The sequence below is a fragment of the Methylobacterium sp. Leaf100 genome (assembly GCF_001422845.1).
Taxonomy (GTDB): Bacteria; Pseudomonadota; Alphaproteobacteria; order Rhizobiales; family Beijerinckiaceae; genus Methylobacterium.
Map to the genome: position 1 here is coordinate 36,386 of NZ_LMMW01000023.1, position 21,660 is coordinate 58,045.

Annotated in this window: 19 protein-coding genes; 11 read left to right on the forward strand and 8 right to left on the reverse strand. The window is 69.1% G+C overall.

Translation table 11 applies throughout. The annotated features are described in order from the left end of the window. Positions 1-101 precede the first annotated feature (101 nt). The gene (dnaA, locus tag ASF25_RS12825) at positions 102-1,604 is read right to left on the reverse strand and encodes a chromosomal replication initiator protein DnaA (RefSeq protein WP_056263189.1); all 1,503 of its coding nucleotides are present in this window, start codon (positions 1,602-1,604) and stop codon (positions 102-104) included. Between the two features lie 530 nt (positions 1,605-2,134). Continuing rightward, positions 2,135-2,401, reverse strand: coding sequence for a 30S ribosomal protein S20 (gene rpsT, locus ASF25_RS12830; protein ID WP_056095665.1), 267 nt, complete (start codon positions 2,399-2,401; stop codon positions 2,135-2,137). Positions 2,402-2,676: 275 nt separating this feature from the next. Between rpsT and speB the strand changes: the two genes are divergently transcribed. The 3 genes from speB to ASF25_RS12845 all read left to right on the forward strand — a co-directional run bounded on the left by speB (position 2,677) and on the right by ASF25_RS12845 (position 4,806). Next, positions 2,677-3,666 (forward strand): agmatinase, encoded by a 990-nt coding sequence (speB, locus tag ASF25_RS12835; RefSeq protein WP_056305037.1) that lies wholly within the window; start codon positions 2,677-2,679, stop codon positions 3,664-3,666. A 69-nt stretch (positions 3,667-3,735) separates the two neighbouring features. Beyond that, on the forward strand, positions 3,736-4,377 hold the full coding sequence (locus tag ASF25_RS12840) for a glutathione S-transferase (protein WP_056305039.1): 642 nt from the start codon (positions 3,736-3,738) through the stop codon (positions 4,375-4,377). A 27-nt stretch (positions 4,378-4,404) separates the two neighbouring features. Further along, positions 4,405-4,806 (forward strand): VOC family protein, encoded by a 402-nt coding sequence (locus ASF25_RS12845; RefSeq protein ID WP_056305041.1) that lies wholly within the window; start codon positions 4,405-4,407, stop codon positions 4,804-4,806. Positions 4,807-4,811: 5 nt separating this feature from the next. Here ASF25_RS12845 and ASF25_RS12850 read toward each other — a convergent pair whose 3' ends face one another. From ASF25_RS12850 to ASF25_RS12865, 4 genes are all read right to left on the reverse strand, one after another. Beyond that, positions 4,812-5,111, reverse strand: coding sequence for a hypothetical protein (locus tag ASF25_RS12850; RefSeq protein ID WP_056175543.1), 300 nt, complete (start codon positions 5,109-5,111; stop codon positions 4,812-4,814). A 263-nt stretch (positions 5,112-5,374) separates the two neighbouring features. Further along, a complete protein-coding gene (gene coaBC / locus ASF25_RS12855; protein WP_056305044.1) occupies positions 5,375-6,661 on the reverse strand; it encodes a bifunctional phosphopantothenoylcysteine decarboxylase/phosphopantothenate--cysteine ligase CoaBC in 1,287 nt (428 codons plus the stop codon). Positions 6,662-6,737: 76 nt separating this feature from the next. Continuing rightward, entirely contained in the window at positions 6,738-7,271 is a 534-nt protein-coding gene (locus tag ASF25_RS12860; protein WP_056263134.1) for an ankyrin repeat domain-containing protein, read from the reverse strand. A gap of 81 nt (positions 7,272-7,352) precedes the next feature. Then, positions 7,353-8,411 carry an SDR family oxidoreductase gene (locus tag ASF25_RS12865; RefSeq protein ID WP_056305046.1) on the reverse strand — a complete coding sequence of 353 codons (1,059 nt, stop codon included), beginning with the start codon at positions 8,409-8,411 and terminating at the stop codon, positions 7,353-7,355. 173 nt (positions 8,412-8,584) lie between these two features. Here ASF25_RS12865 and uvrB point away from each other — a divergent pair, with 173 nt between their 5' ends. The 3 genes from uvrB to ASF25_RS12880 all read left to right on the forward strand — a co-directional run bounded on the left by uvrB (position 8,585) and on the right by ASF25_RS12880 (position 12,562). After that, positions 8,585-11,317 carry an excinuclease ABC subunit UvrB gene (gene uvrB, locus ASF25_RS12870; protein ID WP_056305047.1) on the forward strand — a complete coding sequence of 911 codons (2,733 nt, stop codon included), beginning with the start codon at positions 8,585-8,587 and terminating at the stop codon, positions 11,315-11,317. 206 nt (positions 11,318-11,523) lie between these two features. Then, a complete protein-coding gene (locus tag ASF25_RS12875) occupies positions 11,524-11,775 on the forward strand; it encodes a hypothetical protein (protein WP_056175696.1) in 252 nt (83 codons plus the stop codon). Between the two features lie 34 nt (positions 11,776-11,809). Then, positions 11,810-12,562 (forward strand): YidB family protein, encoded by a 753-nt coding sequence (locus ASF25_RS12880; protein WP_056305049.1) that lies wholly within the window; start codon positions 11,810-11,812, stop codon positions 12,560-12,562. A 37-nt stretch (positions 12,563-12,599) separates the two neighbouring features. On the opposite strand, the gene ASF25_RS12885 is transcribed toward ASF25_RS12880, so the two are convergent. Further along, positions 12,600-14,024, reverse strand: a complete 1,425-nt coding sequence (locus ASF25_RS12885) for a sensor domain-containing diguanylate cyclase (protein WP_082502675.1) — start codon at positions 14,022-14,024, stop codon at positions 12,600-12,602. 137 nt (positions 14,025-14,161) lie between these two features. Then, positions 14,162-15,106, reverse strand: a complete 945-nt coding sequence (gene mutM, locus ASF25_RS12890; RefSeq protein ID WP_056175524.1) for a bifunctional DNA-formamidopyrimidine glycosylase/DNA-(apurinic or apyrimidinic site) lyase — start codon at positions 15,104-15,106, stop codon at positions 14,162-14,164. Between the two features lie 106 nt (positions 15,107-15,212). On the opposite strand from mutM, the gene ubiE reads away from it, so the two are divergent. The 5 genes from ubiE to ASF25_RS12915 all read left to right on the forward strand — a co-directional run bounded on the left by ubiE (position 15,213) and on the right by ASF25_RS12915 (position 21,653). Next, complete coding sequence (gene ubiE / locus ASF25_RS12895; RefSeq protein WP_056305051.1) at positions 15,213-15,986, forward strand: bifunctional demethylmenaquinone methyltransferase/2-methoxy-6-polyprenyl-1,4-benzoquinol methylase UbiE; 774 nt, start codon at positions 15,213-15,215, stop codon at positions 15,984-15,986. 70 nt (positions 15,987-16,056) lie between these two features. Next, the gene (ubiB, locus tag ASF25_RS12900) at positions 16,057-17,604 is read left to right on the forward strand and encodes a 2-polyprenylphenol 6-hydroxylase (RefSeq protein WP_056175518.1); all 1,548 of its coding nucleotides are present in this window, start codon (positions 16,057-16,059) and stop codon (positions 17,602-17,604) included. 85 nt (positions 17,605-17,689) lie between these two features. After that, positions 17,690-18,634, forward strand: coding sequence for an alpha/beta hydrolase (locus tag ASF25_RS12905; RefSeq protein WP_244473008.1), 945 nt, complete (start codon positions 17,690-17,692; stop codon positions 18,632-18,634). Positions 18,635-18,654: 20 nt separating this feature from the next. Next, positions 18,655-19,791: an OpgC domain-containing protein gene (opgC, locus tag ASF25_RS12910; RefSeq protein WP_056175515.1), complete on the forward strand. Its 1,137-nt coding sequence runs from the start codon at positions 18,655-18,657 to the stop codon at positions 19,789-19,791. 77 nt (positions 19,792-19,868) lie between these two features. Beyond that, positions 19,869-21,653, forward strand: coding sequence for a PQQ-binding-like beta-propeller repeat protein (locus tag ASF25_RS12915; RefSeq protein ID WP_056305054.1), 1,785 nt, complete (start codon positions 19,869-19,871; stop codon positions 21,651-21,653). The last annotated feature ends 7 nt before the right edge of the window (positions 21,654-21,660 follow it).

Here is a 21,660-nt window from a genome sequence, read left to right on the forward strand (position 1 = left end):
CGATGAACTTGGCGAAGCCCATCGGCGAACGCAAGTGCGAGAGGGCGGCTATCCCGGCTTCGATCCGCGGCGGAGCCGAAAGCTCCGCCGCGCGACGCGCCTCAATCCTGCAGCATGCGCTTCAGGAGTTCGACTTCGTCGTTGAGCACATTGTCCTCGCCGATGAGCTTGTCGATCTTGCGCACGGCGTGGAGCACGGTGGTGTGGTCGCGACCGCCGAAGCGCCGGCCGATCTCGGGGAGGGAGCGCAGGGTCAGCACCTTCGACAGATACATCGCGATCTGGCGCGGCTTGACCACGGCGGCCGTGCGTCGCTCGGACAGGATGTCGGAGCGCGAGACGTTGTAGCGCGAGGCCACCAGCTTCTGGATGTCCTCGATCTTGATGCGCTTGGGCTCGCGGTTCTTCACCAGATCGCGGATCGCGGCCTCGGCGGTCTCCATGGTCACCGCCGCCCCCGTGAGGGTGGCATGGGCGAGCAGCCGGTTCACGGCGCCCTCGAGATCGCGCCCGTTGGCGGTGATCGCCCGGGCGACGTAGGTGGCGACCGTGGGCGAGACCTCGAAGCTCGGATGCGAGACCTGCACGGCGGCGAGCCGCGCCGAGAGGATCGAGGTGCGCAACTGCTCGTCGAGGGTGCCGATCTCGACCACGAGGCCGCCGGCGAGGCGCGAGCGGACCCGCTCTTCCAGGGCTTCGAGTTCGGTGGGCGGCCGGTCGGAGGCGACGACGACCTGGCGGCCGGCATCGATGAGGGCGTTGATGGTGTGGCCGAACTCGGCCTGGATCGACTTGCCCTGGATGAACTGCACGTCGTCGAGGATGAGGAGATCGATGGCGCGCAGGCGCTCCTTGAAGGCTAGGGCGTTCTGGGTCTTCAGGGCGTTGACGAAGCCGTACATGAAGCGGTCGGCGGTGAGGTAGATCACCCGGCGGCCGGAATCGCGGGCGGCGTGGCCGATGGCGTGCAGCAGGTGGGTCTTGCCCAGGCCGACCCCGGCATGGAGGTAGAGCGGGTTGTAGAGCGCGCCCTGGCCGTCGTGGCGGGCGACGCGCTCGCCGGCCGCATGGGCGAGGGCGTTGGAGCGGCCGACGACGAAGCTCGCGAAGGTCAGGCGGTTGTCGAGGGGCGCACCGTTGAGGTCGCCGGAGCCACCCTCGGCGCGGACCGGGGCGGAGACTTCCGAATCGGCTTCGCCCGGGGCGTGCATTCCGGAGCCGGCGGCCTGGAGACGAGCCAGGGGGCTTGGCGCCATCGCGGGCTTCGGAGCACTCGCGGCGGCGGCCGGACGGGCGGCGGGACCGCGCACCGAGACGTCGATGCGCGAGACCTCCTCGACCTCGCTGCGGAAGGTGTTCAGGACGCGGTCGATGTAGTGCGACTCGATCCAGCTCTTGAGGAAGCGGGTGGGCACCGTGAGGCGGGCCGTGGCGCCTGAGACTTCGAGCAGTTCGAGCCGGGCGAACCAGCTCGCGAACACGTCCTCGCCCAGTTCCGCCCGCAAGCGGCGCTTCACCCGAGCCCAGGCGGCCACCGGATCGGTCCCACCCACGCCGCTCATGCCCGTCTCGGGGTTGCCGGACACGCTACCGTCGACATGCATCATCGCTCTCCTCGCGCCGAGGACGGAGAGCCGCCGCCGGAACGTACGCACACTTGACTGACGTCGCGTCCCGCAAGCCATTCGCGGGACCCTGATGTTCGCGCCGGTGTCAATGGACCCACGGCACCTTTTGTCGATGAAAACAGCCTATCAACAATAAGCTACGGTTCTCCTAACAACGGGACTAATGGGGATAGCCAAATTTGCGCGAATTGCGACGAGGGCTTGGCGGGGTGAGTCGAGCCGGAGCCCCGACCTTGTGAACGGTTCATCCTCGACTCGGAGATGCACGGCTTTTGTGGCGTCTTCTCAAGCGATCGTTAAGTTACACTTGGCCTGCGCACGCCACAACATGGGAGATTCGGCAATATCGTTAACGAGACACTGCAGGTGGACGCATGTCGCGGTGTCACGACGGGATGGCGCATGGTCCAGGCTCGCCACCGGCGGCGCGAGAAGGGCAGCCGAAAACGAAGAAAGCCCGGCATCGCTGCCGGGCTTTCTTCGCAATGGGTCCTAAGGACGGAGGGTTAGGCGGCGAGCGCCTTGACCCGTGCCGCGAGGCGCGAGACCTTCCGGGACGCGTTGTTCTTGTGCACGATGCCGTGCTGAGCGGCCCGCATGATCTCGGGCTCGGCTTCCCGCAGGGCGGTCAGCGCGCTGGTCTGGTCGCCACCGGCAATGGCCTCTTCGACCTTGCGGACGAAGGTGCGCATACGGCTGCGGCGCGAGCGGTTCACAGCGGTCCGCTTCGCGATCTTGCGGGTCATTTTCTTGGCCGACACGGTGTTGGCCATGGGGCATCCTCATCACGTTTGAGGCGATCCCGACGGGCCCGCAGGCCGGAGTGTCGTATGATCGCGTGCAGGTTGTTCGGGCAATGGCGAAGCCGACGGACGGGGAAGACCGCGACCGTCGGCAATCCGCGCTCTATAGCCACGCACCGCCGATCCGTCAACGCGAGGGTTTTCGCAGCTACGGGGGCCGCGGGGCGATCATGCGCTTGATCGAAGCGCCATCCCGGCGAAAGGATGCCCTAACGATCGCTTTGGCAGACGCACGTGGAGGAACGATGACCGAAGACCCGGATGCGGGACGGATCGCGCGCCATCGCCCGCCCTCGGGCATGGCGAGCCCGCGCTTCTCGGGTGTCGCGAGCTTCATGCGCCTTCCGATCCTAGCCCCCGCCGAGGCCCCGGGCCGCATCGATATCGGCCTCGTCGGCATCCCGTTCGACGGGGCCACCACCAACCGGCCGGGTGCACGCCTCGGGCCGCGCGGCATACGCGAGGCTTCCACCGGCACCCGTGCGCGCAATGCGGCCACCGGGATCGCGCCCTACGATCTCGCCGCTTGCGCCGATCTCGGCGACGTCTGCGTCAACCCCATCGACGTCGCTGCGACCGCGGCACGGATCGAAGCGTTCTACGCGCCGCTGGCGGCCGCCGGCATCGTTCCCCTGGCCGTCGGCGGCGACCATTTCGTGACCTATCCGGTCCTGCGGGCGCTCGGCCGCGACCGGCCCCTCGGCCTCGTCCATATCGATGCCCACAGCGACACCGACGACGGCCAGTACGACGGCAGCCGGCTCACCCACGGCACGCCGTTCCGCCGGGCCATCGAGGACGGCGTCCTCGATCCTGGGCGCATGATCCAGATCGGCCTGCGCGGCAGCGTCGACGCCGCCGACGAACTCGACTGGGCGCGGGCGCAGGGCGTGCGGATCGTCCCCATGGACGAGGTCGCGATGAGGGGCCTGCCCGCGGTGGCGGCGGAGGCCCGCGCCGTGATCGGTGCCGGGCCGGCCTATCTCAGCTTCGACATCGATGCCCTCGATCCGGCCTACGCCCCCGGCACCGGCACGCCGGAAATGGGGGGCTTCACCAGTCGGGAGGCGCTGTTCCTCGTGCGGGCCTTGAGCGGCCTCGACTTCGTCGGGGCCGATCTTGTCGAGGTCGCCCCGCCCCTCGACCCGTCCGGCATCACGGCGCTGGCCGGCGCCACCCTGGCCTTCGAGATCCTGTGCCTCCTGGCCCAGGCCGTCGCGGCGCGCCGCAACTAGCGCGCTCCGGTTGACGCTGGCCCGCCCGGCGCAGACCCTGCGGTCGACGATTCGCGAAAGGCATTCTGCTTGGCATCCGAGATCACGCTCTACCATGCGCCCAACACCCGCTCGACGGGGGTGCGGATTCTCCTGGAGGAGCTCGGCGCGCCGCATCGGCTTCAGGTGATGAGCATGAAGGCCGGCGAGCACCGCGCGGCGGCGTACCTTGCCATCAACCCCATGGGGAAGGTCCCGGCCCTGACCCACGGCGACGCCCTCGTGACCGAGCAGGCGGCGATCTACCTCTACCTCGCCGACCTGTTCCCCGGGGTGGGCCTCGCCCCGGCTCCCGACGATCCCCTGCGCGGGCCGTACCTGCGCTGGATGGTCTATTACGGGTCGAGCTTCGAGCCGGCGGTCATCGACCGAGCGCTCCAGCGCGAAGCGGGTCCGCGCGCCATGTCGGCCTACGGCGACTTCGACACGGTGCTGGCGACCCTGCTGGGGGCTCTCTCCAGGGGACCCTACATCCTCGGCGAGCGCTTCACCGCCGCCGATGTTCTGTGGGGCACGGCGCTTGGCTGGACCACGAGTTTCAAGCTCGTTCCCGAGGAACCGGCGATCATGGCCTACATCGCCCGCGTCAACGGGCGGCCCGCCGCCGTCAAGATCGCGGCGGAGGAGGCCGATCTGGCGGCCCGGCACGAAGCCGCCCAGGCACAGGCCTGACAGCATTCAACCACGGGGAGACGAAACATGCGGATGATTTTCGTAAACCTCCCCGTGAAGGACCTCACGGTCTCACGGGCGTTCTTCGGCACCCTCGGGTTCGGCTTCGACCCGAACTTCTCCAACGACGCGGCCGCCTGCATGATCGTGGCGGAGAACATCTTTGTCATGCTGATGGTGGAGGGCCGGTTCCGGGATTTCATCACCGGGCCGATCAGCGACGCGAACACCGCCACGGAGGTGCTGACCTGCGTCTCGGCGGAGTCTCGCGAGGCGGTGGACACGATGCTGGCCCAGGCCCTGGCCGCCGGAGGCCGGCCGTGGAAGCCCGTGATGGATCACGGCTTCATGTATGCCTGTAGCTTCCAGGACCCGGACGGCCATGTCTGGGAGGCCGTCCACATGGACCCCGCCGCCTCGGACGGCTGAGGTCGTCAACCTGGGGGAAGGGCGGGCACGGTGCGCGACACGACCTCGGCGGCGGGCTTCTGCGTCCCAAGGTCGACCGGCCCAAAGGTGGCAAACAGGTGCATGCCGACCACGGGCGCGAAAACGAGGCTCATCATCACCGCCATGATGAGGGCGACGTTGGCATCGCGCTTTTTCTTCGGGGGCGATTTCGGCGCGGCCTTACGGGTGGACCGCGATGGTACGGCGCGGAGGCGAACGTCGCTCAGGGGAAGGAGGTTCGTACGAAAAGCGGCCGGAAAGGCAGAAAGCTTCAAGACGGTCATGGGCTCACCTCGTTCGACCGGTCACCGGGGGTCGATCGCGGGCGAGCCCGATCAGCGATCAGGCGTGACGCACGCGGACGGCCGAAGGCGGCACGGTCCATCGACTACTGTCGCTGGGCATTGGGTCAGTCAGATCCTATGGAGCCGCACGACCGGCACGAGGCGGAATCGGAGGCGACGCCGAAATGATGCCGGGAGACGGGTTAGTCAAGCGTTAACGCGCCAATACGCGCACGGGGTCCGCAGGTTTTTGCCGCACCGCGTCACGCCGGCAGCAACGCGGCGAAGCGGGCCACGAGGCGGCGCCCGACCTCATCCTTGTCGAGGGTCGGCCAGGTCTCGACGGAGCCGTCGCGTCCAACGAGGTGGACGGTGTTGTTCAGCCCACCCATGACGCCCCCGGCGGCCGAAACGTCGTTGGCGACGAGTAGATCGCAGCCCTTGCGGGCGATCTTCCGCTGCGCGTTGGCGAGCACGTCGTCGGTCTCGGCGGCGAAGCCCACCACGAGAGCCGGGCGCCCGCTCGCCCGGCCCGCGATGGTGGCGAGAATGTCGGGGTTCTCCACGAGGAGGAGGGGGGGCGGCTCGCTCCCGTCCTTCTTGATCTTGCGCGTGCCGACCTCCGCCGGGCGCCAGTCGCCGACGGCGGCCGTGAACACCGCAATGTCCGCCGGCAAGGCCGCCTCCACGGCGGCCAGCATGGCCCGCGCGGTCTCGACGGGAACCACATGCACGCCATCCGGATCGGGAATCGCGACCGGGCCAGAGATCAGGGTGACGTCGGCTCCCGCCGCCGCAGCCGCGGCCGCAATGGCGTGTCCCTGGCGGCCGGACGAGCGGTTGGCGAGGTAGCGCACGGGATCGATGGGCTCGTGGGTCGGCCCCGAGGTCACGAGGACGCGCCGTCCCGCGAGAGGACCGGCCGGTGCGCGCCCGGACACGGTCCGTCCGGCAAGGAAACCGAACCCGCCGGGTCGCTCGCCCTCGGCCAGCATCGCCTCCACGGCGGCGGCGATCTCCGTCGGTTCGGCGAGGCGCCCGGGCCCGAACTCGGCCTCCGCCATAGCGCCGTCATTGGGCCCGACCACGCGCACGCCGTCGCCCATGAGCGTCGCAAGGTTGCGCCGTGTCGCCGGGTGCTGCCACATCCGCACGTTCATGGCCGGGGCTATGAGGATCGGCAGGGTGGTGGCGAGCAGCACCGTGGCGGCCAGATCCGAGGCTTCGCCGGTTGCCATCCTGGCCATCAGGCTCGCGGTAGCGGGCGCGACCACGATGGCGTCGGCGTCGCGGGCAAGCTTGATGTGGCTGATATCGGCCTCCTCCGCCCGGTCGAACAGGTCCGTATGCGCACGCTCGCCAGCGAGCGCGGCGGCGGCCAGCGGCGTCACGAATTCCTGCGCGCCCTTGGTGAGGAGGGGACGCACCTGGGCCCCACGCTCGCGCAGGCGGCGGATAAGGTCGAGGGACTTGTAGGCCGCGATGCCGCCGCCGATCACGAGGAGGATGCGGCGGTTCTCGAGCGAACGGGGCTTGGAGGCGGTGGTCATGGGACACTCATGGGCCGGGCGCGGGCCGGAGCCCGATGCTCTCCATACACCCGAACCGCCCCGGACGCAGGCTACCTCAGGCCGGGGGCCTCGACGCCTGCGCGAGACGGGCGGGGGCCTGGGTCGCCCCCATGGACTGGGCCATCTCGGCGGCGGTGAGCCCGGCCCCGTCGCGCCGGTCCGGGTCGGCGCCATGGGCTAAGAGCAGGTCGATGATCGCGACGCGGTCGAACATCGCGGCCGTCATCAGGGCTGTGCGGGTACCGTCGCCGGTGCCGTCCACGAGGGCACCGTGTGCGAGGAGCAGTTCGGTCATGGCGATATCGCCCTTGAACGCGGCCCCGGCCAGGGGCGTCTGGCCCCGGTCGTTGGCGAGTTCCGGGTCGCCGCCATGTTCGAGGATCGCCTGCGCAGCCTCGGCCTGGCCGTTATAGGCGGCGAGCATGAGCAGGCTGTCGCCCTTGTCGTTGCGCAGGTTCGCCGGCATGCCCTGACCGAACAACTCGGCGAGTTCCCGGGCATGGCCCAGACGGGCGAACTGAAACACCTTCCCGGCGAAGGCGAGGGTGGCGTCGTCGAGTTCGGGCTTTGCGGGGGTCTGAGGCTGCATCGGGGTCCGTCCGGTCTCGTGTCCAGCGTGATCTGGGTCCCGAGCCCCGGCCTGTCCAGCCGGGGACGGTGTTCCGGTCACCTACGGGATCACCCGCTCGGCCCGGAGCCGCGAGAACAGGTCGAAGAAGGCGTCGTCGCTGGGCTGGTAGTCGAGGAAGCCGAGGCGGCGGCTGCGGCTCATGTCGGTGACGACCTCGATGGGCCGGCCAAGGTCGGCATCCGTGTGCCAGGGCGAGGCGAGGCGGTCGAGATCCGGCTCGACGAGCCCGTGCCGGGCAGCAAGTTCGCGCCACAGGGGGGCCGCACCCGACATCTGCTGCTCAAGGGGCATCGCCTCGCCGGAATAGGGCGCCGGCTGAACGCCGAACCACTCCGCGATGCGGCTCCACATCCACGACCACCGGAAGACATCGCCGTCGACGACGTTGAATGCCGTGCCGGCGGCAGCCCGGGTGGTCGAGGCCCAAGCGAGGTGACGGGCAAGCAGGCGCGCATCGGTCACGTCGGTGAGCCCGTTCCATTGCTGGGCCGAGCCCGGAAACACGAACGGCCGTCCGGTCTCACGGCACAGGGTGGCGTAGCAGGCCAGCGTCACGCCCATGTTCATGGCGTTGCCCAGCGCATAGCCGATGATGGTGTGCGGCCGGTGCACGCTCCAGGTGAAGCCACGCCGGGCAGCGGCGGCAAAGACTTCGTCTTCCTGCACATAGTAGAAATTCTCGACGGGCAGGCGATCCTGATCCTCGCGGAACGGGGTCTGGGGCAGGGTGCCCTTCCCGTAGGCCTCGAACGGGCCGAGATAGTGCTTCAACCCCGTCACCAGGGCGACGTGGGCCAGAGGTGCGTGGTCGAGGGCGCCGAGAAGGTTGCGGACCATGGCGCCGTTGACCCGGCAATTCTCGGCTTCGGTCTCCTGCCGCATCCAGGTGGTGATGAAGACGTGGGTCGGGCGTATCTCGGCCAGGGCCGCTCTCAAGGCGTCCGGATCGGTGAGGTCGGCCGCGACCGGGGTGACGCCTGGGCTCTGCACGGGCCGGCGGGCAAGGCCGTGAACGTCCCAGCCGGTTTCGACGAGGTGGCGGGCGAGGTTGTTGCCGACGATGCCGCTGACACCGGCGATGAGGGCCGTTCCGGTCATGAACTCACTGCTCCATGGCCGTGAAGGCGGCCCGCCGGATCAACGGTTTCGACGGCGGGCCGTTCGCCCGCGCACGTGAGCCATGTGCGCGTTGCAGGGGCGAACGCTGCGGTGGAGATGCCATCGGGGCGCGAACCCTTCCCGGCCCCCGTCGAAAGGCCCATATCTCATCCATGGCCGCCCCGAACAAACCGCGCTCCTCCACCGTCACGGGTTCCCCCCCCAAAAGCTCACAATCCAGGGGCTCCCCGAAGGCGTCGAAACCCGAGCTTCAGCCCCTCGACGAGCATCTCGCCGCCCTGCTGAGCCCGGCCCTGAACCGTAATCGCCTGCCGGTTGTGGAGAACACCGCGCCGCCCGCCCCCGCCCGGCCTGGCCGCCCGAAGAAAGCGATCGCGAAACCCGCATCCGCGAAGGGGTTCGGCGAGGCGCCCCAGGCGGCCTTCACGCATGACGCGGCCGAGGTCGATCCCCGCCTCGCCCAGGCTCTGGGCCTGACCCCGCCGGAGGACGGCCCGGCTCCGGAGGGACTGGCCGACGATGGCGACGCGTCGCTCGCCACCGACGGCGTCTCGGCCACGGTGGACGCCCTGTCGCGCCTCCTCACCGAGGGCAACCCTCTATTCAAGGACGGCAAGAACTGGGCGCCGCACCGACCGGAACGGCCGAAAAAATCCGAGGGCGGCGTGCCGTTCCGCCTCCAGTCCGAGTTCGAGCCGGCGGGCGACCAGCCCCGCGCCATCGCCGAGCTCGTGGACGGGGTCAAGAAGGCGGAGCGCGATCAGGTGCTGCTCGGCGTCACCGGCTCGGGCAAGACCTTCACAATGGCCAAGGTCATCGAGGCGACGCAGCGTCCGGCCCTGATCCTCGCCCCGAACAAGACCTTGGCGGCGCAGCTCTACGGTGAGTTCAAGAGCTTTTTCCCCGACAACGCGGTGGAGTATTTCGTTTCGTACTACGACTACTACCAGCCCGAAGCCTACGTGCCGCGCTCGGACACCTTCATCGAGAAGGAATCGTCGATCAACGAGCAGATCGACCGCATGCGCCACGCCGCCACCCGCGCCCTGCTGGAGCGCGACGACGTGATCCTCGTGGCCTCCGTCTCGTGCATCTACGGCATCGGTTCGGTGGAGACCTACACCGCCATGTCGTTCACGGTGTCGCTGGAGGAGAAGATCGAGCAGCGCCAGCTCGTAGCCGACCTCGTAGCGCTCCAGTACAAGCGCATCCAGTCGGATTTCGCCCGCGGCACCTTCCGGGTGCGCGGCGACGTCATCGAACTCTGGCCCGCCCACTTGGACGATCGCGGCTGGCGCATCGGCCTGTTCGGCGACGAGGTCGAGTCGATCACCGAGTTCGACCCGCTCACCGGCAAGAAGATCAACGACCTCAAATTCGTGAAGGTCTACGCCAACTCCCACTACGTCACGCCGCGCCCGACCCTCCAGCAGGCGGTGAAGGGCATCAAGACCGAGCTGAAGCTGCGGGTGGACGAGTTGACGAAGATGGGCCGCCTCATCGAGGCCCAGCGCATCGAACAGCGCTGCACCTTCGACATCGAGATGATCGAGGCCACGGGCGCCTGCAACGGCATCGAGAACTATTCCCGCTACCTGACGGGACGCAAGCCCGGCGAGCCGCCCCCGACCCTGTTCGAGTACCTGCCCGACAACGCCCTCGTCTTCACCGACGAGAGTCACGTCACGGTTCCGCAGATCGGCGGCATGTACAAGGGCGACTTCCGCCGCAAGGCGACGCTGGCCGAATACGGCTTCCGCCTGCCGTCCTGTCTCGACAACCGCCCGCTGCGGTTCGAGGAATGGGACGCCATGCGGCCGCAATCGATCCACGTCTCGGCGACTCCGGCGAAGTGGGAGATGGAGCAGACCGGCGGCGTCTTCGCCGAGCAGGTCATCCGCCCCACGGGCCTCGTCGATCCGGTCATCGAGATCAGGCCCGCCCGCAGCCAAGTGGACGATCTGCTGGGCGAGGTCCGCGAAGTCGCCCAGGCCGGCTACCGGACGCTCGTGACCACGCTGACCAAGCGCATGGCCGAGGATCTCACCGAATATCTGCACGAGAACTCCGTGCGCGTGCGCTACATGCACTCGGACATCGACACCCTGGAGCGTATCGAGATCATTCGCGACCTGCGCCTCGGCGCCTTCGATGTCCTCATCGGCATCAACCTCCTGCGCGAGGGCCTCGACATCCCCGAATGCGCCCTGGTCGCGATCCTCGACGCCGACAAGGAGGGCTTCCTGCGATCGGAGACCTCGCTCGTCCAGACCATCGGACGCGCGGCCCGCAACGCGGAGGCGCGCTGCATCCTCTACGCCGACAACATCACCGGCTCCATGGAGCGGGCGATGGCCGAGACCGAGCGGCGCCGGACGAAGCAGCTCGCCTACAACGTCGAGCACGGCATTACGCCCCAGAGCGTGAAGCGCGGCATCTCCGACATCCTCTCGAGCGTGTTCGAGGGCGACCATGTCCAGGTCGATACGGGGCTCGCCAAGAACGCCGCCACCATCGGCCACAACTTCAAGGCGGTGATGGCCGACCTCGAGAAGCGCATGCGCACGGCCGCCGCCGACCTCGACTTCGAGGAGGCCGCGCGCCTGCGCGACGAGCTCAAGCGCCTCCAGGCGACGGAGCTCCTCGTCTCCGACGATCCGATGGCGCGCCAGGGCGACGTCGAACGCGAGGCGGGACGCTACGGCGCGAAGCAGAGCCGCATCTCGAAGCCGACCCTCGACAACATGGGGCCGGGCACCGACCGCGAACTGCCCGTAGGCACCGCCCCGCCGCAATGGCAGGAGCGTCCCAAGGCTCGCTCGACGCAGGGGCTCGGTGGGCAGAAGCCGAAATACAAGGGTGGGGGCGGGCGCAAGAAGGGCTGAAGCGGGGGAGGGGAACCAGCCCGGCCCGGCCGGGCTTGGTGCAGCAGATGGCGCCCCCGCGCAGGCGCCGAGCCCGTCCTCCCACGGAGATCGTCTTGCTCATGACCACCACCTCCGCCCGCCGGCGCCATGCCCTGCGGCCCCGCGCCGGCACCGCGGCGACCGGCCTGTTCGTTGCCGGCCTCGCCGTCTCGGCCGCCTTCGGCATGCTCATCACGCCCCTCGGCGGCCAGCCCGCCGTGGCACAGTCGGTCGCCAACCCCAACGATCAGCCCACTCCCGCTACGCTGCCGTCACGCGATGCCCGCGCGGCGGAGCGGCCCACCGGACAGGTCTCGCCGCCGAAGGCCATCGACCACTCGGCCGCGGTCGTCGGATCGAGCGGAAAGCGGACCAATCCCCTCGATCACTTGCCCGACCGGGACCGCGCCGCCACCGGCGGCAGCCAACAACGGTAGGCCGACACGTCCACGCAGCACGGGAGAAACGATCATGGGCCTCCTCGATCAAGTCATTGGCGGCGTTCTCGGACAGGTTCTGGGCGGCGGCAGACCCGAACAGGGCGGCGGGCAGGGCGGCGGAGCCGGTGGCGGCATGGGCAATCTCTCGCCCATCGTGCAGGCCCTCCTGATGCTCCTGATGTCCAAGGGCGCCGGGGGCCTCGGCGATCTTCTGGGCGGCAGCGGCCGCCCCCACCGTGATGATTCCCAAAGCGGGCATGGGTCGGGCGGGCAGGCCCCCGGCGGCTACGACGATGGTGATCTCGGCGGCTTCGGGCACGATCGCGGACGAGAGTATGACCGGGGGGGCGGTGCCGAGCCGCGCGGCCGCCAGGAGGGTGATTTCAGCGATCTCTCGGGGATGCTCGATGGACCGGGGGAGCGGGGTACGGCAGATGGCGGCGGTGGAACGACCGAGCGCGATCCGGGTGCCGGCCCCTACGCCCGGCTCGACCGCGAGCCTGGTGACGGTGAGACTGGCCTCGACGGACTGATCGACCGGTTCCAGCGCGGTGGTCTCGGCGACATGATCGAATCCTGGATCGGCTCCGGTGAGAACCGTCCGGTCCAGCCCCGACAACTCGCGGACGCCCTCGGTTCCGACACCGTCGATGCCCTTGAGCAGCGCACCGGCCTGCAACGCGACGATCTCCTGTCGCAGCTGGCGCAAGCTTTGCCGCAGGTGATCGATCGACTGACGCCGCAGGGCCGGCGCCCAACGGGCGAGGATACCCGAGGGTGGTAGCAACATCCGGCGCCCATCGGACGCCGGCGAGACACCCCTATCCGGCCGCGCGGGTCCTGAACGCGCGGTCGAAACGCATCCCCGGCTCGTAGCATCGGAAGGTGTTCCGGCCGGCTGCCTTTGCACGATACAGGGCGAGATCGGCGTGCCGGCACAGGGTGTCGGCGTCTCCGCCATCCTGCGGAGCCCGGGCGATTCCGACGCTGGCCCCGACGATCACTCGTTCGCCGTCGAGGTCGATCGGTTGGCGGATGGCCTCGATGAGCCGCTGAGCGAGTTGCTGCGGATCCTCGGGCCTGTCCGTACCGGCCTGAATCACGGTGAACTCGTCACCGCCGACCCGCGCCACGGTATCCGACTGCCGGACGAGCCCCTTCAGACGATCGGCGACCCGGCACAGGAGCCGGTCCCCGGCTTGGTGACCAAGACCATCGTTGACCGCCTTGAAGCGGTCGAGGTCCAGATACAGCACGGAAAACCCATCTTTCCCCCGTCGATTCGCTGTGAATGCCTCGATCAGGCGCTCCCGGAACAGGGTCCGATTGGCGAGATCCGTGAGGGCGTCGTGCCGGGCCATGTGACCGATACGGCGGGCCGCTTCCTCGCGTTCGGAGATATCACGTACGGCCGCGACGTATCCGGTCGGGTGCCCATCCGTGGCATCGCGGGTGAGATTGAAGGTCACCTCGACCCAGACCCAGGACCCGTCCTTGCGGCGGTAGCGCTGGCGGGTCACCGCACGGGCGGTCCGTCCCTCCCCGAGGGTGGTCAGGACGCGTGCGTAGGCCTCGGCATCGTCGGGATGGATCTGGTCCATCGGCATCGTTCCGACGAGTTCGTCGGGATCGTAGCCCAGCAGGGTCCGGGACGCCGGGGAGACGTAGTGGCGGCGGGTGTCGAGACCCGAGCGGACGATCATGTCGGACGTGTTCTCGGCAAGCAGCCGGTAATGCGCCTCGCTCTCGCGCAGTCGCGCTTCGGTCCGGTGCAGGGTCAGTTGCGCCGCGACCACAGCGGCGAGATCGGCTAGTTGCGCCTCCTCCACGGCGGAGAACCCGCGCGGAACGGTCCCGAGGACGCAGACGGTACCGATGCGGATGCCGGGCGCCAGAATGATCGGGGCCCCGGCATAGAAGCGGATCTGCGGCCCACCGGTGACCAGGGGGCTGCCGGAAAAGCGTGGGTCCCTTGTCGCATCCTCGACCACCAGCACGTCGTCCGTCAGGATCGTGTAGGTGCAAAACGAATCCTGCCGGGGACTACCTTCCCCGCCGACGCCGCACTTCGCCTTGAACCATTGCCGATCCGCTTCGACGAGGGTGACGGTGGCCATCGGCAGGCCGAACAAGGCGCAGGCTGTGCGGCAGACGGCATCGAAGCGCACCTCGGGCGGCGTGTCGAGAATGGCAAGTTCGTGCAAGGCGGCGAGCCGCTCCGCTTCATTGCCGGGACGTGGGTACATGCGTGCTCCGAAGCCCTCGGTGTCTTAGGCGACTGGTCGGATCTGGGTCGACCTCTGATGATGATTAGACACCGGGCCTTAACAGAACCCTCGCCGTCCGCAGACTTGACGAACGGGGGCGGCTAAAAGCCAAGTTCTCAAAGCTCGACCTTGGATTTCACGGGTATTTTCGATGAACCGGACAACCCCTCCGGGTGACGCTGACAAGTCGCGCAGTAGAATGTCGACCGGCCCGACTGGGTGATCCGTTCGATGCATCCACCACATCCTATCGTGCGGCACGCTTCTCCAGCGCGATCATACACGCGAAACGCATGCTGGAACGCGCCGGAACTTCCGTCCGTCTGTGCATAGTCTCGCAAGGTGGATCCCCCGGCGGCCACCGCCTCCGTGAGAACCTGAGGGATGACCTTTGCCAGGAGACGCGCCTTCGAGGACGGGCGTCCATCGGGCCCGGCCAGCCGTCCGGCAGGCATTTCCGGGTGCAGTCCCGCCCGGTGCAAGGCTTCGCAGACGTAGATGTTCCCGAGACCCGCGATGAGGCGCTGATCGAGGAGGGCGGCCTTCAGGGGCGTGATCTTGTGGCGGAACAGCCGTGCCACGGCCTCCGGCGTCAGGGCGTCGCTCAAGGGTTCGAGACCCATGGCGGCGAAGTGCCGGCATGTCGCCAGGTCGGCGCTGGGCACGAGGTCCATGAAGCCGAAGCGGCGGGCGTCGTTGTAGGTCACGGTGGCACCGTTCGACAGGGCCATGACCACATGGTCGTGCTTTGGGGCGCCCTGCGCCCCGTCGAGGTAGAAATCGCCCGGCGAGAGATTGCGGCCGTCCGGCATCGCCACGTCGAAGCGCCCGCTCATGCCGAGGTGAAGAATCAGCGACTCGCCGGAATCGAGGCCGGCCACGAGGTATTTGGCCCGCCGGTCGAGGGCCAGGACCGTCCGTCCCTCCAAACGCTCGACGAAGCTTTCGGGGAAGGGAAAGCGCAGGTTCGGCCGGCGCAGGGTGACGCGGGCGAACCGGGCACCCACCATGGCTGGGGCGAGACCGCGGCGCACGGTCTCGACTTCGGGCAGTTCGGGCATGGCTCTCCGGCGCGTGGCGTCCAAGACTTGGGCGGGATGCGGTGCTGGCGAACATGGCGATCCGCCCCGCCTTTCGCTATGACGCTCAACCCGAGAGGTGAGGTTCATGAGTCACGCCGAGCGTTCCCCCCCCGACGAGAGCACGCATTTCGGTTTCGAGCAGGTGGCGCTCGGCGAGAAGCAGGCGCGCGTCGACGATGTGTTCCGGTCCGTCGCGAAGCGCTACGACCTCATGAACGACCTCATGTCGGGCGGCCTGCACCGGGCCTGGAAGTCGCAGCTCATCTCGATGCTGCGCCCGCCGCGCAACCGCCCGTTCCATCACCTCGACGTGGCCGGCGGCACCGCCGACATCGCCTTCCGGGCGCTGGAGGCCGGCGGCCCTGCGACGCACGTCACCGTGCTCGACATCAACGAGGCCATGCTGCGCGTCGGGGCAGAGAGGGCGGGAAACCGCTTCACCGGGCGCATCGACTTCGTCACCGCCAATGCGGAAGCCTTGCCGCTGCCGTCGGAGCAGTTCGATGCCTACACCATCGCGTTCGGCATCCGGAACGTGCCGCGTATCGATGTCGCCCTGGCGGAAGCCCACCGGGTCCTCAAGCCCGGCGGGCGCTTCCTGTGCCTCGAATTCTCGAAGGTGGACCTGCCTGTCCTCGACCGGATCTACGACGCTTATTCGTTCCACGTCATCCCACGCCTCGGCTCGAAGGTGGCGGGCGATGCCGAATCCTACCGCTACCTCGTGGAATCCATCCGCAAGTTCCCGAGCCCGGGACGCTTTTCCGGCATGATCGAGGCCGCCGGTTTCCGCCATGTGAGCCACCGGCCCCTGTCGGGCGGCATCGTGGCGATCCATTCGGGCTGGAAGGTCTCGTGAGCGCAGCGGGCCGGGCGGCGTTCGGCCCCCAGGAAACGACGATGCGAGACAGAGATCGGCGGATGGCCTGATGCTCCGCTCCCTCGTCCGCGGCGCCCATGTGGGTTTCGTCCTCGCCCGCGAGGGCGGCCTGTCCCTCGTCGATTCCCGCGACCTGCCGCCTCACCTGCGCTTCGCCCTCCGGGTCGGACGGATGCTGGAGCGCCGCGGCCTCGGAACCGGGGCCGCCCCTCTGCAGCGGGCGCTGACCCGGCTCGGGCCGTCCTACGTCAAGTTCGGGCAGTTCCTCGCCACCCGGCCCGACATCGTCGGCATGCATGCCGCGCGCGATCTCGAGACCCTGCAGGACCGGGTGCCGCCCTTCCCGCAGGAAGTGGCTCTCCAGGTCGTCGAGGCGGCGTTCGGCAAGCCGGTTTCCTCCCTGTTCGTCTCGTTCAGCCCGCCCATCGCGGCGGCCTCCATCGCCCAGGTCCACAAAGCGCACGTCATCGACCCGGACGGCGCCGAGCGGGTGCTCGCCGTCAAGATCATGCGGCCGGGGGTGCGCGAGCGCTTCCAGCGCGATCTGGAAGTCATGCGGTTCCTCGCCCGCATCGTCCACGCCCTGTCGCCGGAAGCCGAGCGCCTGCGCCCGCGCGAGGTGGTGGAGATCCTGGCCCGCTCCGTCACCATGGAGATGGATTTCCGCCTCGAGGCGGCGGCCATGTCGGAGCTCGCCCATAATACGAAGGACGATGCCGATTTCCGGGTGCCTCGGCCCGATTGGGAACTCACCGCCCGCGACGTCCTGTCGAGCGAGTGGATCGAGGGCATCCGCCTCAACGACCGGGCCGCCATCGTGGCCGCCGGACACGACCCGCGGGCGCTCGGACGCGCGGTGATCCAGTCGTTCCTGCGCCACGCCATCCGGGACGGCTTCTTCCACGCCGACATGCATCCCGGGAACCTGTTCGTCGATCCGACCGGCACCCTGGTGGCGGTGGATTTCGGCATCATGGGCCGCCTCGGGCATCCTGAGCGGCGCTTCCTCGCCGAGATCCTGCTCGGCTTCATCCTGCGCGACTACAAGCGCGTGGCGCAGGTGCATTTCGAGGCCGGCTACGTGCCCGCGCACCATTCCGTGGACGATTTCGCCCAAGCCATCCGCGCCATCGGTGAGCCGATCCATCAGCGCCGGGCCGACGAGATCTCCATGGCCAAGGTGCTGACCCTGCTGTTCGACATCACCGCCCTGTTCGACATGCGGACCCGCACGGAGCTGGTGATGCTCCAGAAAACCATGGTGGTGGTGGAGGGCGTCGCCCGCTCGCTGGATCCTCAGCTCGACATGTGGACCGGGGCCGAGCCCGTGGTACGCAGCTGGATCGCCCGCAATCTCGGCCCACTGGGCCGCATCGAGGGTGTGGGGCGCGCAGCCCTGACGCTGACCGACGTCATCTCGGACCTGCCCGATCTGGCCCAGCGCCTGCGCCGCATCCTCGTACGCCTCGACGAATCGGGAACCGGGAATGCCGACCGCCTCGACGCCTTCGCGCGTGCCACAAGACGGCGCGCCATCTGGTCGACACTGGCCCTATGGGGCATCGCCGTCGGCGCACTGGTGATGGCCTTCCGCTGACGTGTCGGCCCGGTTCGCCGGGCCGATGGAACGGAATCCGGGCGCCACCCCTTTGCTTGTGCGCAAGGGTGTCCGGAGGGGCTGCGTGGCGAACGAACTGTCCCGGCCCGGCCGCCGTGCGGTGATGATGGGTCTTGGCGCGGCGGCGGCGCTGATTCCGCAGGCTCACGCGGCCGGAGGCCTTGCCCGCCTCACCCTCTGGCCGGATCTACCGCCGGGCGGCGGCGGACCGTCGGGGCCCCAGGTCGAGGATGGCAGCGGCGCGGTATCGAACGTTTCCACCCCGGTCCTCGAAGTCTTCCTTCCGCAGAAGCCCAGCGGCGCGGCGGTGCTCGTCGCGGGCGGCGGCGGGTACCGCCGCATCGGCCTCGTGAAGGAGGCCTATCCAGCGGCCTACCTTTTGGCGTCGCAGGGCATCACGGCCTTCGTGCTGACGTACCGGCTCCCGAGCGAGAACTGGGCCGACGGTCCCGTCGTCGCGATGCAGGACGGACAGCGCGCCCTGCGGGTGATTCGCGCCAATGCCGAGCGGTTCGGCCTCGATCCCGGCCGCATCGGCGTGATGGGCTTCTCGGCCGGTGGCCACCTCTGCGGCATGGTCGCGGCCCGCTCCACCTTCCGCGCCTACGCACCCGTCGACGCCGTCGACGAACTCTCGGCGCGGCCTGATTTCGCGGCGCTGATCTATCCCGTCGTGAGCCTGCAGCCCCCCTTCGACACCACGAACACTCGCCGGTCCCTCGTCGGAGAGACGCCGCCGCCCGAGGCGCGCGCGGCCTGGTCGCTTCACACCCATGTCGGCCCCGATTGCCCATCGATCTTTCTCGTGCAGGCGGACGACGATCGGGTGGTCAATCCCCAGCAAAGCCGTATCCTCGACGAGGCGTGCCGGGGGGCCAAGGTCATGGTGGAATATCATCGGTTCGCCGTCGGCGGGCACGGCTTCGGCATCGGCAGCGCCGAGGCGTCCGTCGCCCTCTGGCCCCGGCTCTACCGGCTCTGGCTCACGAGCCTGTCGGTGATGCGCTGACCGGTCTCGGTCCCGCTACGGTGGACGCTCCACCGCGCCGGGCCCCGAACGTCGTCCTCTCGCCCTCACCGCCGCGAAGCCGCGACGCACGCATCGACGTGATCCGCGGCCTCGCCCTGCTGACGATCTTCATCGATCACATTCCGCGCAACGCGCCGGCCCTGCTCACCCTCCACAATTTCGGATTCTCCGATGCGGCCGAGATCTTCGTTCTGCTGGCTGGCTACTCCGCGATGGTGGCCTATGGCGGCCTGTTCCGGCGCGCGGGCACCAGAGCCACGCTCACGCGCATCGGGTGGCGCTGCCTGAAGATCTACCTGTTCCAGGCGGGGCTGCTCCTGGCGACGCTGCTCATCGTGCGGGTCTGGATGGACCTCACCGGCCTCGTCCCGCGCTTCGGGGTGCGGGCGCTCCTCGACATGGGCCTGCTGCCGGGGGCCGTGCGCGGGCTGATGCTCAACGCTCTGCCGAACTACCTCGACATCCTGCCGCTCTACATCCTGCTGCTGGGGTTGTTTCCGCTGATCTATGCGGGCCTGCGACGCACTCTGTGGGGCACCCTCGGCCTCTCGGGCCTGATCTGGCTCGCCGCGAACGTCGACCACACGCTCAACCTCCCCAACGCGGCTGCCGTGGACGACGGATGGTACTTCAACCCGTTCGCGTGGCAGTTCCTGTTCGTGATCGGCGCCGCCCTCAGCGTCGCGGTCCAGGCGCGCGACGGACTCCTGCCTCGGCATTCGCTTCTCACCGCCGCGGCTTGGATCTACCTGCTGTGCGCCCTGCTGCAGGCGTTTCCCTGGGGGGATTGGGGCCTGCCCGACCTGCGGCCCCTCGCCATGAGCCCGCCGGACAAGAGCCGCGTCGCGCCCCTGCGCCTCCTCCACATCCTGGTCCTGACGAGCCTTGTCTTCGCCTCGCCGGCCGTCATGCGGCTCTCCGGGCTACGCTGGCTTCGACCGTTCGATGCCTGCGGCCGGAACTCCCTGGAAATCTTCGCGGCCGGCTGCATGGCGGCCCTCATCGGCCGGATCCTGTACCGGACCTTCGAACCGGTCTGGCCCCTTCAGATCGCAGTCAACCTCGGCGGTCTCGCGCTGATGCTCGGCCTCGGCCTTGCCCTCGACGCGAGGGCGCGCCGCCGTACATTGCGATAGGGATCGGACCGTTGCATCCGTGACGGGGCACGCGGGTGACGCAGTCGCCCTCAGGAATATGGGACGAGGAGAACGCCATGGTCCGCCGCACCACCCGCCGGCTGCTCGCCGTCCCGTTCGTCCTCGCGAGCCCCCTGATCGTCGCGGGCCTCGCCCCGTGTGTGGCCGAGGATTGGCCGATGTTCGGCGGCGACCACACCAACCGCCACTTCTCGGGCCTCACCGCCATCGACACCGGCAACGTCGGGCGCCTGCGCCCGGCCTGGATCTTCCAGACCGGCATCACCGGTTATTTCCAGGCCGAGCCCGTGATGGTGGACGGCACCCTCTATGTCTCGACGACGCAGAACCACGTCGCGGCCCTGGACGCGAAGACCGGCGCCGTGCGCTGGACCTACGTCCACAAGGCCCGCACGGAGAAAATTTTCGGGCCGCCCTCGAACCGTGGGGTCGCGGTCGCGGACGGCCTCGTGTTCGAGGCCACCATGGACGGGCGCGTGATCGCGCTGGATGCCAAGACCGGCAAAGTGGTGTGGGACCACGAGGCCGTGCGCCCGGAGGAGGGCGAGTCCGAGACCGCATCGGCCCTGGCGGGCACCCTGGGGGCCGGCACCGTCCAGGGATCGAGCCGGCTCGGCTTCAAGATGCCGCCCCTGGTGGCGAACGGCCTCGTCATCGTCGGCGTGGCCGGGGCCGGCTACGGCCTCCATGTCGAGGACGAGAAGGGCGGCCTCGACGGCGGCGCCGTCGTGGGCATCGAGGGCGGCTACGGCCGGCGCGGATGGCTCGCCGCCTACGACGCGAAGACCGGGGCGGAGCGCTGGCGCTGGTACGTCACCAAGGCCGACGGCTGGGAGGGCGGGTTCGTCGACAGGACCCCCGACGGGGTGCCGCTTCACCGCGACATCGCTGCCGAGAAGGCCGCCGCCCCGGCCCACCGGGATGCCTGGAAGGTCGGCGGCGGATCGCTGTGGATGACCCCGGCCTACGATGCCGACCTCGGCCTGATCTACGTCGGCACCGGCAACCCGGCGCCGCAGAATTTCGGCCTCTCGCGACCGGGCGACAACCTCTACACCATGAGCCTCGTCGCCCTCGACGCGGCCACCGGCCAGCTGCGCTGGTACTACCAGCAGGTGCCCCACGACGAGTGGGGCTACGATGTGGCGAGCCCGCCCTTCCTCCTCGACCACACCACCCCGACGGGCCCGGTGAAGGCCGTGGCGCAGGCGAGCAAGACCGGCTGGCTCTACGTCCACGACCGCGCGGACGGAAAGCTGCTGACCCGCTCAGCGCCCCTCGTCACCCAGAAGAACCTCTACGCCCCACCGACGCCCGCCGGTACGGTGGTGAGCCCGGGGCCGCTGGGCGCCATCTCCTGGCACCCCGTCGCCTACGACCCCTTGGCCGCCACCGCCTACGCCCAGGTCCGGCACGGGGCGACGACCTACGTGGTCCGGACGGTGCCGGCCTCGGGGAACCGCCCGGCCATCCGCTACACCGAGACCACGGAGGCCAAGGGCGAGCCCTCGTTCAGCACCCTCACGGCCGTGGATCTGGCCCGCGAAGGTGCGATCAAATGGTCGGTGAAAGCGGGGAGCCGCCTCTCCGGGGGGACCCTGGCAACCGCCGGCGGCTTGGTCTTCTCGGGCGAGGAAGACGGCCACCTCGACGCTCACGATGCGAAGACGGGGGCGATCCTGTGGCGCTTCCAGTGCGGCGCCGGCATCGGCGGCCCGCCGATTACCTACGCGTTGGACGGCCGGCAATACGTCGCCGTGGCGGCGGGGGGCGCGTCGTTCACCAAGGGGTCGGGTTTCGGCACCGGCGACGCCCTGGTGGTGTTCACCCTGCCGGAGTGATCGTACG